This is a genomic window from Streptomyces sp. NPDC003027 (assembly GCF_053591435.1).
Genome location: NZ_JBSFTU010000006.1, coordinates 77870 through 91456 on the forward strand (window position 1 = coordinate 77870; position 13587 = coordinate 91456).

Here is a 13587-nt window from a genome sequence, read left to right on the forward strand (position 1 = left end):
CTTCCCAGTCGGGACATCATGGCTCGCCATGTCGACGAGAAGGTGGCCCCGTCCCGTATCCGGATGCCCCGGCAGATCGTCGAGCGGCCCCTGCGCCAGGTGGGCAAGCGGCTGCTGATGGCGCTGGCGGTGCTGGTCGTGACGGTCGCCATCGTCTACATAGACCGGGATGGGTATCACGACAACGCCAACGAGACCGTCGACTTCCTCGACGCCGTCTACTACGCGACCGTCACGCTCTCGACCACGGGATACGGCGACATCGTCCCGCACAGCGACTCGGCGCGGCTCGTCAACGTCCTGCTGGTCACGCCCCTGCGCGTGCTTTTCCTGATCATTCTGGTCGGCACCACTCTCGAGGTCCTCACCGAACGGACCCGGGAGGAGTGGCGGCTGAACCGCTGGAGGTCCACCTTGCGCGACCACACCGTCATCGTCGGCTTCGGGACCAAGGGACGCTCGGCGATCCAGACCCTCTGCGCGACAGGACTGCGCAAGGACCAGATCGTCATCGTCGACCCGTCGGACAAGGTGATCGAGACGGCGAACTCCGACGGCTTCGTCGGCGTGATCGGCGACGCGACCCGCAGCGATGTGCTGCTCCGTGCCGAGGTGCAGAAGGCCCGTCAGATCGTCATCGCCACCCAGCGCGACGACACCGCGGTGCTGGTCGCCCTGACGGCCCGGCAGCTCAACCGGGGAGCGAAGATTGTCGCCGCGGTACGGGAGGAGGAGAACGCGCCGCTGCTGCGCCAGTCCGGCGCCGATGCCGTGATCACCAGCGCCAGCGCGGCCGGACGGCTCCTCGGTCTCTCGGTGCTCAGCCCCAGCGCCGGCACGGTGATGGAGGATCTGATCCAGCAGGGCTCGGGGCTCGACCTGATCGAACGGCCGGTCATAAAGGCCGAGGTGGGCAAGAGCGTTCGCGAGACGGAGGACCTGGTGGTCAGCGTGTTGCGAGGCCACCGGCTGCTCAGCTACGACGATCCGGCCGCCAGCCCGCTGCAGTTGACGGACCGTGTGATCACGATCGTGCGTGCGGCGCCCGTCACTCCCCTGTCCACTCCCCCCGAGTAGCCTCGCCACCATGCATGCGATCACGATTCCGGAACCCGGTGGTCCCGAGGCGCTGGTCTGGGCCGAGGTGCCCGATCCCGTGCCCGCCGAGGGCGAGGTCCTCGTCGAGGTGGTGGCGAGCGCCGTCAACCGTGCCGATCTGCTTCAGCGCCAGGGCTTCTACGACCCGCCGCCCGGCACCTCTCCGTACCCCGGTCTGGAGTGCTCGGGCCGGATCGCCGCGCTCGGCCCCGGGGTGTCCGGCTGGTCGGTCGGCGACGAGGTGTGCGCCCTGCTCGTGGGCGGCGGTTACGCGGAGAAGGTGGCCGTCCCCGCCGGCCAGCTGCTGCCGGTCCCCGACGGCGTGGACCTGGTCACGGCGGCCGCCCTGCCCGAGGTCACCAGCACGGTCTGGTCGAACGTCTTCATGATCGCCCATCTGCGGCCGGGTGAGACGCTCCTCGTGCACGGCGGCGCCAGCGGCATCGGCACGATGGCGATCCAGCTGGCCAAGGCGGTCGGGGCCCGGGTCGCGGTGACCGCCGGGGGCCCGGAGAAGCTGGCGCGCTGCGCCGAGCTGGGCGCGGACGTCCTGATCGACTACCGCGAACAGGACTTCGTGGAGGAGCTGCGCAAGGCAACGGACGGGGCAGGCGCGGACGTCATCCTCGACATCGTCGGAGCGAAGTACCTCGACCGGAACGTGAAAGCGCTCGCGGTCAACGGGCGCCTTGCGATCATCGGTATGCAGGGCGGGGTGAAGGGCGAGTTGAACCTGGCCGCCCTGATGGCCAAACGTGCCGCGATCACGGCGACCACGCTGCGCGCCCGCCCGCTGGAGGAGAAGGCGGCCATCGTCGCCGCGGTCCGCGAGCATGTCTGGCCTCTGATCGGCGCCGGCACGATCCGTCCGGTCGTCGACCGGACGCTGCCGATGCCGGATGCCGCCGAGGCCCACCGTGCCCTGGACTCCGGCACCCACGTGGGCAAGGTCCTGCTGCTCGCGCCCCAGGCCTGACGTACGAGCAACACCCGTACAAAGACCGTACGTACAGAAGCGAGGGGCCCGGTGCACGCGCGTGCACCGGGCCCCTCGCCTGGTTCGTGCCTAGAGGTACGGACCCGAGCGGACCGGGTGGCCCGGTCCCTGGTCCTCGTCATCGTGCCCGGCGCCCGGCGGCAGGGCCCGGCGCATCTGCTCCAACTGGGCGCGGGCGGCCATCTGCTGGGCGAACAGCGCCGTCTGGATGCCGTGGAAGAGGCCCTCCAGCCAGCCCACCAACTGCGCCTGCGCGATCCGCAGTTCCGCCTCGGAGGGAATGGCCTCGTCCGTGAACGGAAGGGAAAGACGCTCCAGTTCCTCGACCAGCTCGGGCGCGAGCCCGTCCTCCAGCTCCTTGACCGAGCTGGCGTGGATCTCCTTGAGCCTGACCCGGCTGGCCTCGTCGAGAGGCGCCGCGCGTACTTCCTCCAGAAGCTGCTTGATCATGCTGCCGATGCGCATGACCTTCGCAGGCTGCTCGACCATTTCCGTCACCGGGACCTCGCGGGATTCGTCGTCACCCTGGGTGCCGCCGAGCGCCATTCCGTCCTGTCCCACGATGAGGACCTGGGGGCTCTCCTGCGACCGTTCATTCCTCGGCATCTCCATGCCGCCATTCTCTCGTACGCATGCCTCACCACACGGTGTGCCCCTGTACGAGGGTGATCCACCCTCGTACAGGGGCACAGGAAGGCAACGAACCGGTCAGGTCGCGGCGCGGCGGGCCAGTGCTCCGCGCGAGCGCGTCACCAGCGCGGCCAGGAGGGCGGCGCCGAGGGGCACGAGGACCAGCAGTGCGAGAAGCGTCTCCCAGGGGACGACCACGGGGACGTAGGGAGGCGTGGTGCTGCCGCCCCAGCCCTGCGCGAGGGCCTCCTCGTAGAACCGCGTCTGCGCGCGCTCCTCGGTGAGCCGGAGCCCGATCGCCGGCAGGACACCGGCCACCGACCCGAGGATCACGCCCATCGCGGCGACCACCCCGCACTGGAATCCGCTCAGCGTGCGGCGGACCCGGGGCGGCGCCCCGACCGCGGAGAGCGTCTTGAGGTCGGCCTCGGCGTCGGCCTGGGCCAAGCCGGTGGCGATACCGGCCGCACCGATGGTGACCAGGCCGGCGAAGACGGTCAGCGCCAGGAGGACGATGCTGCTGTCGCCGACGAACCCCTCCTCCAGATGCAGGTCGACATCGCTGCCGATCTTGGCGAGCTCGCCGTCGAGCTTCTGCCGCGCTTCGGTGGTCGGCATCCGGTCGGTGGTGAAGAACGAGCCGAGCGGCACCGTGGACAGTCCGGCCTTCTTGGCCGCGGCCGGGGTGATGAGCCCCTGGACGCCGTACGCGTTCTGTCCCTCGGGCATCAGGTAGGCGGGGAGGCTCTTGACCTCGCCCGGTACCGGCTTGCCGGCCTCCTCGGCCTGGTCGGCCTTCGCCTGGTCGGCGATCAGCTTGATGTCGACCGTGCCGTCCCGGTCGACCTGCGGCTTGGCGAAGGAGACGATCTTTCCTTCGGCGAGGGCCTTCTCCGCACCGGCGTCCTTGATGCCGAGCACCTTCAGAAGCGTGGCGTCACCGATCAGCAGGCCGCCCTCGACATAGACACCGCCCTCGTCGCCCTGCGCGCAGCGCCAGTCCCTGGCCAGCTTCTCCCGCTCCTGCCGGGAGAACTTCGCCGCCGGGTCCTCGCCGTCGACGGAAGGGGCCCACAGCGGGCACTCGTTGGCCTTCGGGATGACGATCTCGTAGCGCCCGCAGCCCGGTCCGCCGTACGGCGAGCAGTTGGCCTTGCCGACCTGGACCCGTTCGACGTCCGCGCGGGTGTCGACGGGCAGCAGGCGCTGCACGGCGTCACGGACCGCCGGCACGTCCCGGCCCCCCTCCTCCGCGACGAGCGCGGAGACCGCTCCGTACGGGAGCCTGGCCTGGTACTCGGCCTCGGCCTGGGCGTCCCGGCTCGCCGCGTACGTGGAGACGGCGACGGTCCCGGCGACGGCGGCGAGCACGGCGGCGACGGCGGGGGCCGTACGGCCCCGGTTGCGCACGGCGTCCCGCAGGGCGAGGCGCGGGGAGAGCGGCAGCCAGCGGCCGGTCCGGCCGAAGAGGCCCACCAGCGCGGGGGTCAGCGCGACCACGCCCAGTTCGGCGATGGCGCTGCCGCCCGCGACGATGACGAACTGGTCGGAGACGACCGATCCGTACAGGGCGATCGCCCCGCCGAGGAGCAGGGCGGCCAGGCCGATCAGGGGCAGCACCCGGCTGCTGCGGCGGACCCCGCGACGGCCGGTGAGCGAGGCGAGCACGGTCTGCCGCGACGAGGTGATGGCCGGGACGATCGCGGCCATCAGGCCGGTCAGCACGGCGATCAGAGCGATGCCGAGCAGTTCCAGCGGGCGGATGTCGAAGCTCCCGAACCGCTGCCCCATGTACTCCTCCAGGAGCGGCTGGAGCGCGAAGGTCAGGATCAGGGCGAGGATCGTGCCGACGACGGCGGCGGCGACACCGATCACCAGGCCACCGCTCAGCACGAGGGCCCGGATGTGGCTGCGGTCGCCGCCGTTGGCCCCGACGAGACCCAACTGGCGGCGCGAGCGGCGCGCTCCGACGGCGAAGGCGGGACCGGCGAGAAGGCAGATCTCCAGCATCGTGAGGCCGACGACGGTGCCGAGCGCGGCGAGCTCGGCGGCTGGGACGTCGTTGCCCATCCGGAAGTTGGCCCAGTTCTCCTTCTGGTACAGCGGCACCTCGGAGTCGGCGGGCGGGTCCATCAGAACGGCGCGTGAGACGACCACGACGCCCTTGGTGTTGATCTGCTGGACCATGTTCCACGTGAAACCACCGGACAGCTTCACCAGATACCTGGTGGAGTGCTCGGGCTTCGTCAGTCCGGCGCGCTCGGCGGCCTTCGCGTACGGGGCGAGGAAGGCGCCGGGCAGGGCGTTGACCTGGTCGGCCTTCAGCTCGTTGGGGAGCTCGTAGGCGCCGACGATCCGGTACGGGCGGTCGTAGCCGCGCGCGGAGAGGGTGGAGCCGATCTTCAGGCCGCTGGCCTCCAGGAAGTGCGTGGTCGCGGCGACCTCGTCCGCCTTCTCCGGGAAGCGGCCCTCCTGGAGGGTCATGATGCCCCGGGCCATGGGATCGGTGGCCTTGAGCTCACGGATCTCCGTCTGGAGCAGTCCGTGGACGGTCGTCAGCTTGCCGCTTCCGGAGGTGTCGGTGAGTACGGTCGAGCCGGCCGGGAAGGTCTTGGTGACATCGGTCGGGCCGCTCGGCCAGGAGTGGTCGCCGTAGTCCTTGGCCGGCGTGTTCATCTCGCCGTCCGGGGACTGGAGGATCGGGACACCGCCGTAGTCGCTGTCGTCGAACCAGGCGTCGGCGGCGCCTATGGTCCGGTTCAGCCGTTCCTCGGTGGAGAGTTCGGAGCTGCGCAGGGTCAGGTCGGCGGCGCTCACACCCAGGATGGGCAGGGCGATCATCGCGAGGACCAGGAAGCTGCGGCCCTTGTAGCGCCAGGCGTCACGGCGGGCTATACGGATCGCGGCGCGCCAGGAGTGGAACCACTTGTTCACCGTTCGGCCGCCTGGCCGGACAGGAGCGAGTCGGCCTCGCTGCGCACGGTCTGGTCGACGACGGCGCCGTCCCGCAGGAAGACGACGCGGTCGGCCCAGGCGGCGAACCGCGGCTCGTGGGTGACCAGGACGCCCGCCGCACCGGCGTCGCAGCGGGTGCGCAGCAGGGCGAGGACGGACTCGCCGGTCTCGGAGTCGAGGGCTCCGGTCGGCTCGTCGGCGAGGACGAGGCGCCGGTCGCCGACCAGGGCGCGGGCGATGGCGACGCGCTGCTGCTGGCCGCCGGACATCTCGTCGGGGAAGCGGTCGGCGAGGTGGCCGAGCTCCATCTCCTCCAGGGCGGCGACGGCTTCGACGCGGGCCTTGCGGGCGGAGACGCCGTCCAGTTCGCGGGGGAGGGCCACGTTCTCGGCGGCGGTGAGTGCCGGGATGAGGTTGTAGTCCTGGAAGACGTAGCCGATGCTCCGGCGGCGCAGGGCGGCGAGCGCCTTGCGGTCGGCGGTGGTGATGTCGGTGTCCTCGACGATCACCTGGCCGGAGGTCGGGGTGTCGAGGCCGCCGGCGATGGTGAGCAGAGTGGACTTGCCCGAGCCGGACGGGCCCATGACGGCGACGAGTTCACCGGGGTGGACGGCGAGGTCGATGCCGCGCAGGGCGTGCACCTCGGTGGCGCCCGAGCCGTGGACACGGGTCAGGTTCTTCAGTTGCAGCACGGGCTGCTGTGTGGACATGGGGTCCCCCTTGGACGTACGCGGCGGGAGGTCCGGGTGACGGACGGTCGTGGTCGCGCACGGAGCGGTTGATGAGGTGGTACGGGTCATGGGGCCGCGAGACGGGCGCGGCGGCGGAGCGGTGATCCGGGGGTCCGGTCCCGGCCGGTCTCGTACGGCCTGGTCCGGTCCGGTCGGCGCGGTGGTGCCGGCGTCAGCGCAGCGGTGCCGGGCGCACGGCCTCGGTGGATCGGGGCGCGGTCTCGGGTGGCCGGGCCGGCTTCTCGCCGGCGGTGGTGCCGGTGGTGGCGCCGGCCGCGGCCGAGAGGCGGATGAGCCGGGACTCGCAGTGGTCGAGCCAGCGGGCCTCGGCCTCGGTCTGGAAGATGAGCTGCTCCAGGACGAGCAGCCAGGCCACGTCGTCGCGCTCCTGGGTCCCACCGCTTTCGAGGGCGGTGAGAGCCTGGGCCTTCAGCCGGGTGTAGTCCTGCATCGCCTTCACGGTGTGGTGGCGCTGCGCCTGGATGACGGCCCGGATGTCGACCCCGGGCGCTCCGACGGCCATGGCGAGTTTGATGGAGAGCTCGTCACGGGCGGGGCTGGTGCGGTCGACGGGCCGTTCGAACCAGGTCATGAGCTCGGCACGACCGCGGTCGGTGATCGTGTAGAGCGCGTGACCGGCTTCGTCCTCGCCGCCCTGGGCGACCATGCCGTCGCGTTCGAGACGGCTGAGGGTCGTGTAGACCTGGCCCACGTTGAGCGGCCAGGTCGAGCCGGTGCGGGACTCGAACTCCGTGCGGAGCTGCGAGCCGTACCGAGGACCCTGTTCGAGGAGGGCGAGAAGCCCGTGGCGGATCGACATACTCAGTATGTATACCGAGTATGTCGGCGCCGACAACCGACCTGAGGCGGAAGCGCGGCGTCCGTCTCAAGGGGGACGCGCGGGTCAGCGGCGTCGCATCCGGATGCCGAGGAAGCCGATCCCGAGGCCCACGAGTGCGAGGCCGGCGCCCAGGGTGAGGACGGGAACCTGCTGGTCAGCGCTGGTGGGACCGGCTTCGGCGCCCGCCCGGTGGGCCGCGGCGGGCCGGCTCGCCGACGGCGCGGAGGGGGGCGCCGCGTCCCCCGGGGGTACCGCCTGGAGGTCCTCGTCCGGCTCGTCCCGCGCGTCAGGACGCTCATCGCTTGTTGCCGTACTGGTACGGGAGGGGTCGTCCGGCTCGTGGGGCGAGACCGGCGCCACGGACGAGGCCGGCCGGCCCGGGCGCTCGCGGCCCTCTCCGGCGGGGCGCCCGGCGAGGGAGGCGGAGCGGCTGGGGCCGACGGGTTCCGAGGGCCCCGGCACCATCGAGGGTGCGGCGGGGGCGGCCGGGGCTCCGGAGGCGCCGGGGGTGGGGCGGGCGGTGGTGCTCGCGGCAGCGGTCGGGCGGGGGTCCGTGACCTTCCCTGACGGCGTGACCTTCCCCGGGGGCGTGCCCGTCGCCCTGCCGGAGCCCTTCGCGGGCGCCGCCGTTCCCGGAAGGCTCCCCGGCTTCGTCCCGGACCCCTGGCCCGGCTCCTTCGCGGGGGCCGTCCCGGGAACCTTCCCAGGGTCTTTCCCGGGGCCGTTCCCCGGGGCCTTCTCGGGGTTTCTCCCGGATGTCCTCCCCGGGGCGGTGCCGGCGCCGGCACTGGATGGCGGGCCGGGTGCCGGTGCCGGGTCCGCCACGGAACGCACGATCGCCCCCGCCGTCGCGGCCGCCGGAGCGCCCGCCCCCCGGCCGGTCGCCGCACCCGCCGCCGAACCGGCCATCGAAGCGCCCACCGCACCCACCGCCGACCCCGCCGAGGTGCTCGGAGGCCGAGGAGAGGACGTGCCGTGCGCTCCGTACGCGACCGGCACGGCGCCCGCCGCGAGCCAGCACGCGAACACCGGACCGAGGGCCCGTGTCCCTGCCCTGCGGAGTCCTGGAGTCACCGCGTGACCCCCCTCCCGTACCGAGCCGCCGAGGTTTCGACTCAGCGTCACATGACGGGACACATCCGGCATCCCGGACATGTGAGGGGGGTGAGACCGGCCGCGCGCCCGGTGTGGGCGGCGGCCGCTACTGCGGCGGGTTGCCCGTCGAGACCTTCAGCGTGAACTCCGCGTTCTCCTTGGTCGCGTCCTCGCCCGCGGGCGGGTACTGCTCCAGGACGGTGCCTTCGCCGTAGGTGGCCTCGTCGACCGGCGTCTGCGTGATGATCTTCCAGCCGGCGGCCTGGACGCACGCCTTCACGGACTGGATGTTCTTGTAGGTGAAGTTCGGGATCTCGAACTTCGCCGGGTCCTCGCGCGACTCGGTCGGCTCCGTGCACTTCTTCGGGTCGATGGTCTTGGTGAGGTCCGGGCCCTTGTGCCCGGGCGCGGCCGTCTGGCCCTGGCTCGGGTCGTCACCGCCCGCGTTGGTGTTCGGGTCGTCCTCCTTGAGGGAGAGCGCCGTGATCACCCCGCCGACGGCGATCAGCGCCACGACGATCGCGCCGACGATCATCGGCATGTTCCGCCGGGACCCGCCGGACCCTCCGCTCACCGGCGACGGCGAGGGCTGGGGCGACATCGTGTACGGCCCCGGGGTGGGCGTCTGGTAGGCCGGGGCGGGCGTCGGGGCATGCTGCGGGTAGCCGTAGGAAGGCGTGGGGGCCGGCGTCGGAGCACCGTACGGGCCCGGCTGCGGTGTCGGGGCCTGGTACGGCTGCTGGACACCGTGCGTGGACGGCGGCGGGGCCTGGCCGACCGGCGGGAAGACCGCCGAGCCCACGCCCGCACCGCTGCTCACCGGACCGCCCGCGACGATCACCGGCGCGCTCGGCTGCCCCGCCGACAGCACCCGCAGGCACTCGTCCTGCATCGCCGCCGCGCTCGGGAAACGCTCGTTCGGGTTCTTCTTCAGAGCGCGCGCGACGAGCGCGTCCATCGCCGGCGTCACCGAGCGGTTGATGGAGGAGGGAGCGACCGGCTCCTCCTGCACGTGCGCGTAGGCGATGGCCAGCGGCGAGTCCGCGTCGAACGGAAGGCGGCCGGTGAGCAGCTGGAACAGCATGATGCCGACCGAGTACAGGTCGGAGCGGGCGTCCACCGCGCGGCCGAGGGCCTGCTCGGGGGAGAGGTACTGGGGGGTGCCGACGACCATGCCGGTCTGCGTCATCGAGGTGACGCCGGACTGCATGGCGCGCGCGATGCCGAAGTCCATCACCTTGACGACGCCGCGCTTGGTCATCATCACGTTGCCCGGCTTGATGTCGCGGTGGACCAGGCCCATCTCGTGGCTGGTCTCCAGCGCGGCGAGCACGTCGGCCGTCACCTTCAGCGCCTTGTCGGCCGGCATCGCGCCGTGCTGCCGCACGTCGGAGGCGAGCACCGAGCCGAGCGGCTGGCCCTCGACGTACTCCATGACGATGTACGGCATGACGGCGCCGTCGAGGGTGTCCTCGCCGGTGTCGAAGACCGAGACGATGTTGGTGTGCGACAGCTTGGCGACCGCCTGCGCCTCACGCCGGAAGCGCTCGCGGAACGACTGTTCCCGGCCGAGTTCGGTGTGCAGGGTCTTGATGGCGACCTGGCGGTCGAGGGCGCTGTCGTAGGCCAGGTACACCGACGCCATGCCGCCCTCGCCGAGCAGGTCGCGAAGCTGGTAGCGGCCGCCCGCGACCGAACCGCCCGCGTAGCGGCCTTGTGCGCCGTCCTGGCTCATTCGTGCTTCCCCCTACGCGCGCGCGGCGGCGCTGATCCGGAATTTCCTGGCCAAGTCTGCCCGAGGGCACCGACACGTCAAGCCAGGTGCCCGTTCCGTGACCCTCGGCACAAGAAGCGTCTCGGAAGCGTTACAGGAACCGCATGTAATTTGCGCCCGTGTACACGGAAGGGGTTGGATGGCCGGTCCATCTCGGACCGCGCTGTCCGACGAAGCCTGTAGCGTGACGGGAAAGACGTGACGGCAAGGCACGGCAAGAGATATGACGGCGAGGACTGATGGCACCCGAATCCGAAGCAGGCGGTGGCGGTGTGTCGGACGCCGGTGCGGAGTCCTGGGGCGTCGGCGGAGTGGTCGGTGACGGGCGCTACCGCCTGACCCACCGTCTGGGCCGCGGTGGCATGGCCGAGGTGTTCGCCGCCGAGGACGTCCGCCTGGGCCGTACGGTCGCCGTCAAGCTGCTCCGCGCCGACCTCGCCGAGGACCCGGTCTCCAAGGCCCGCTTCACGCGCGAGGCGCAGTCGGTCGCCGGACTCAACCACCATGCCATCGTCGCGGTCTACGACTCCGGCGAGGACGTCGTCGGCGGCCAGTCCGTCCCGTACATCGTGATGGAGCTGGTCGAGGGCCGCACCATCCGGGACCTGCTGCTCAGCGCCGAGGCGCCGGGCCCCGAGCAGGCCCTGATCATCGTCTCGGGCGTGCTCGAAGCGCTCGCCTACTCCCATCAGCACGGCATCGTGCACCGGGACATCAAGCCCGCCAACGTCATCATCACGCACAGCGGCGCCGTCAAGGTCATGGACTTCGGCATCGCGCGCGCCCTGCACGGCGCGCAGTCGACGATGACCCAGACCGGCATGGTCATGGGCACGCCGCAGTACCTCTCCCCCGAACAGGCGCTCGGCAAGGCCGTGGACCACCGTTCGGACCTGTACGCCACGGGCTGTCTGCTCTACGAACTGCTCGCGCTGCGGCCTCCGTTCACCGGCGAGACACCGCTCTCGGTGGTGTACCAGCATGTTCAGGACATGCCGGTGCCGCCGTCGGACGTGACCCAGGCGTCGCCGCCGGAGCTCGACGGTCTGGTGATGCGTTCGCTGGCGAAGGACCCGGACGACCGGTTCCAGAGCGCCGAGGAGATGCGCGCCCTCATCCAGTACGGCCTGCAGATGCTCCAGCAGCAGGGCGGTCACACCGGCACGTGGAGCACGGGCCCGGTGGAGGTGCACGAGGGCGGTCACACGCCCGTCGGCGGCGTCGCGGCGACGGCCGTGCTCGGCCACCCGATGCACCACGAGACCGCGCAGGGGCCGATCCTGCCGCCGATGAACCCGGACGACGGCGGGTACGACGGTGGCCATGGCGGGGCCTACGCCCAGGGGGCCGGCGGCAGGCCCGGTCGCGGCAAGATGTGGCTGTTCGTCGCGCTCGCGCTGATCGCGATCGTGGCCGGTGTCGCCTACGCCGTGGACAAGGCGGGCGGCAACGGCGGCGGTACGACCAACAAGCCGACCGTCACCAACTCCCCGTCCACGGTCTCGGACGCGCCGACCCCGTCGCAGGAGCCCACGCCGGAGACGCGGGAACCGGACACCTCCACGGGCGGCGGCCAGGACACCTGGGCGCCCCCGACCAAGCCTTCGTACCGGCCGTCGACGCCGAGCACCCCTTCGGGCGATCCGTCGACGCCGCCGACCGATCCGACCGACGGTGGCACCGACGACGGCGGGACGACGGAGGGCAACACCGACGAGGGCACCACGGAGGGCAACACCGACCAGGGCACGTCGACGGGCACGTCGTCCGGCACGACCACGGGCAACACCAACACCGGTACGTCCACGGGCACGTCGTCCGGCACGACGACGGGCAACACCAACACCGGTACCACCACGGGCACGTCGTCCGGCACGACGGCGGGCACCACGCCCTGACGGAGCACGTCAGCCCGTGAACGCGTCGCGCACCGCCTCGTATTCACGGGTCCACCACACCACCAGGGCCGACGCCGCGGGAAACTGCGGATCGGCCCTTCGGTCGTGGAGCTGGTAGCGCCAGCGCAGTATCCAGAAGTCGTTGAGCCGCTCCCACCACACCCGGTGCACCGCGGCCGCCAGTTCGGCACCGTCCGCACCCGCCGCCCGCCGGTAGGCCCGCGCGTACGCCCGTACCTTGCCCAGCGCCAGCTCGCCCGCCGGCCGGACGAAGAAGATGGCGGCGGCCCGCACCGCCTCCTCGGCCCGCGGCTGGACGCCGAGGCGGTCCCAGTCGACGATCGCGGCCGGCTCCGCGCCCCGGTAGAGCAGGTTCAGGGGGTGGAAGTCGCCGTGCACCCAGCCGGCCGCGGCGGCGGGCGGGGGGCGGCGGTGGGCGTGCTCGGCGAGGAGGACGCGGCGCTCGAGCAGCCGGTGCTCGGCGAGTTCGTCGAAGCCGTCGCGGGGGCGCCGGGCGCGGGCGAGGCGGAGCAGCTCGTCGATGACCCGGAAGGTGTCGGCGGGACGGGCGCTCTCGTACTCCTCCCCCGGCGGCGGGGACTCCATCACCTGCTCCAGGCAGGTGTGGACGTGTCCGAGGAGGGCGCCGAGGCGGCGGGAGCCGGCGGCGGAGAGCTGCGCGCCGTCGCGGTGACGGCCTTCGACCCAGGGGTGCAGGGCGTAGCAGCGTCCGCCGATCACGGCGACCGTTCGGCCCGCGGAGTCGGCGAGCGGCGGGGCGACGGGCAGGCCCAGGGCGTGCAGGCGCTGCGTGGCCCGGTGCTGGCGGCTGATCGTGTCCCGGTCGGCGGTCGGGGCGTCGAGATGCTGCTTCAGGAAGTAGGCGCCCCGGGTGGTGGCGAGGCGGTAGCCGCGGTTGAGGAGGCCCTGGGAGACGGGTTCGCAGGAGAGCGGCTCACCGGCGTCGCGGTAGCGACGCAGCAGGGCGCCCAGGGGTGGAGCGAGGGTTTCAGATGAGCGCGGCACTCACCAAATGTTAGATCACGCTGCGTGGTGGCCCGGTCGCGCTACGGAAGGCCCGGCGGTCGATGCGGTGCCTCGGGCGTCAGTCGATCGCGTGCACGGTCACGAACCGCGGCTCGACGCGCAGGTAGACCGGCTCGAAGGGTGCGCCGTCCACGGTCATCGGCGCCGGACCGAAGGCCGCCAGCTGCTCCTCGGTCGGCTCGACGACCTCGGCGGTGCCGGTGAACTGCACGGACCAGAGGTGGTCGGCCCCGGAGCCGAGGTTGTCCGCGCCGTAGGCCACGACGCCGCCGTGGCAGGCCCGGTGGTAGCCGAGCCCCCGGTGCAGCCGGAGCAGCACGCGGCCGTCGGCCACGATGTGCCGGGCCGGCGCGACGAACGGCATCGCCCGCATGTTCGTCGCCACGCTCCCGTACGACACGCGCCGCAGCAGCTCGATGGCGCGGATCTCCTCGGTGGGCATGGGCACCACTCTCCGCCACCGGCGCCGCGCCGCGAAAGGGGCTCCGTGCCCCACCGGTCCGGGCCCTTGGTCCCGAACC

11 protein-coding genes are annotated in these 13587 nt (G+C 72.1%); 3 read left to right on the forward strand and 8 right to left on the reverse strand.

Going from position 1 to position 13587, the window contains the following annotated elements:
* Positions 1 to 18: 18 nt before the first annotated feature.
* A complete protein-coding gene (locus tag ACWDX6_RS07135; protein ID WP_451484022.1) occupies positions 19 to 1077 on the forward strand; it encodes a potassium channel family protein in 1059 nt (352 codons plus the stop codon).
* 10 nt (positions 1078 to 1087) lie between these two features.
* Positions 1088 to 2074, forward strand: a complete 987-nt coding sequence (locus ACWDX6_RS07140) for an NAD(P)H-quinone oxidoreductase (RefSeq protein WP_451483929.1) — start codon at positions 1088 to 1090, stop codon at positions 2072 to 2074.
* A 90-nt stretch (positions 2075 to 2164) separates the two neighbouring features.
* Here ACWDX6_RS07140 and ACWDX6_RS07145 read toward each other — a convergent pair whose 3' ends face one another.
* The 6 genes from ACWDX6_RS07145 to ACWDX6_RS07170 all read right to left on the reverse strand — a co-directional run bounded on the left by ACWDX6_RS07145 (position 2165) and on the right by ACWDX6_RS07170 (position 10082).
* Complete coding sequence (locus tag ACWDX6_RS07145; RefSeq protein WP_403292828.1) at positions 2165 to 2707, reverse strand: bacterial proteasome activator family protein; 543 nt, start codon at positions 2705 to 2707, stop codon at positions 2165 to 2167.
* A 96-nt stretch (positions 2708 to 2803) separates the two neighbouring features.
* Positions 2804 to 5659 carry an ABC transporter permease gene (locus ACWDX6_RS07150; RefSeq protein ID WP_451483930.1) on the reverse strand — a complete coding sequence of 952 codons (2856 nt, stop codon included), beginning with the start codon at positions 5657 to 5659 and terminating at the stop codon, positions 2804 to 2806.
* Positions 5656 to 6390 (reverse strand): ABC transporter ATP-binding protein, encoded by a 735-nt coding sequence (locus ACWDX6_RS07155; protein WP_451483931.1) that lies wholly within the window; start codon positions 6388 to 6390, stop codon positions 5656 to 5658. The genes ACWDX6_RS07150 and ACWDX6_RS07155 overlap by 4 nt, the downstream gene beginning before the upstream one ends.
* Before the next feature lie 193 nt (positions 6391 to 6583).
* On the reverse strand, positions 6584 to 7231 hold the full coding sequence (locus tag ACWDX6_RS07160) for a PadR family transcriptional regulator (protein ID WP_451483932.1): 648 nt from the start codon (positions 7229 to 7231) through the stop codon (positions 6584 to 6586).
* Positions 7232 to 7315: 84 nt separating this feature from the next.
* A complete protein-coding gene (locus tag ACWDX6_RS07165) occupies positions 7316 to 7714 on the reverse strand; it encodes a hypothetical protein (RefSeq protein ID WP_451483933.1) in 399 nt (132 codons plus the stop codon).
* 739 nt (positions 7715 to 8453) lie between these two features.
* Complete coding sequence (locus tag ACWDX6_RS07170; RefSeq protein ID WP_451483934.1) at positions 8454 to 10082, reverse strand: protein kinase domain-containing protein; 1629 nt, start codon at positions 10080 to 10082, stop codon at positions 8454 to 8456.
* Between the two features lie 278 nt (positions 10083 to 10360).
* Between ACWDX6_RS07170 and ACWDX6_RS07175 the strand changes: the two genes are divergently transcribed.
* Positions 10361 to 12019 (forward strand): protein kinase domain-containing protein, encoded by a 1659-nt coding sequence (locus tag ACWDX6_RS07175; protein WP_451483935.1) that lies wholly within the window; start codon positions 10361 to 10363, stop codon positions 12017 to 12019.
* Positions 12020 to 12028: 9 nt separating this feature from the next.
* Here ACWDX6_RS07175 and ACWDX6_RS07180 read toward each other — a convergent pair whose 3' ends face one another.
* Together ACWDX6_RS07180 and ACWDX6_RS07185 are read right to left on the reverse strand one after the other, a co-directional pair.
* Positions 12029 to 13045, reverse strand: coding sequence for a phosphotransferase (locus tag ACWDX6_RS07180; RefSeq protein WP_451483936.1), 1017 nt, complete (start codon positions 13043 to 13045; stop codon positions 12029 to 12031).
* A 79-nt stretch (positions 13046 to 13124) separates the two neighbouring features.
* On the reverse strand, positions 13125 to 13508 hold the full coding sequence (locus ACWDX6_RS07185) for a pyridoxamine 5'-phosphate oxidase family protein (protein ID WP_451483937.1): 384 nt from the start codon (positions 13506 to 13508) through the stop codon (positions 13125 to 13127).
* Between the last annotated feature and the right edge of the window lie 79 nt (positions 13509 to 13587).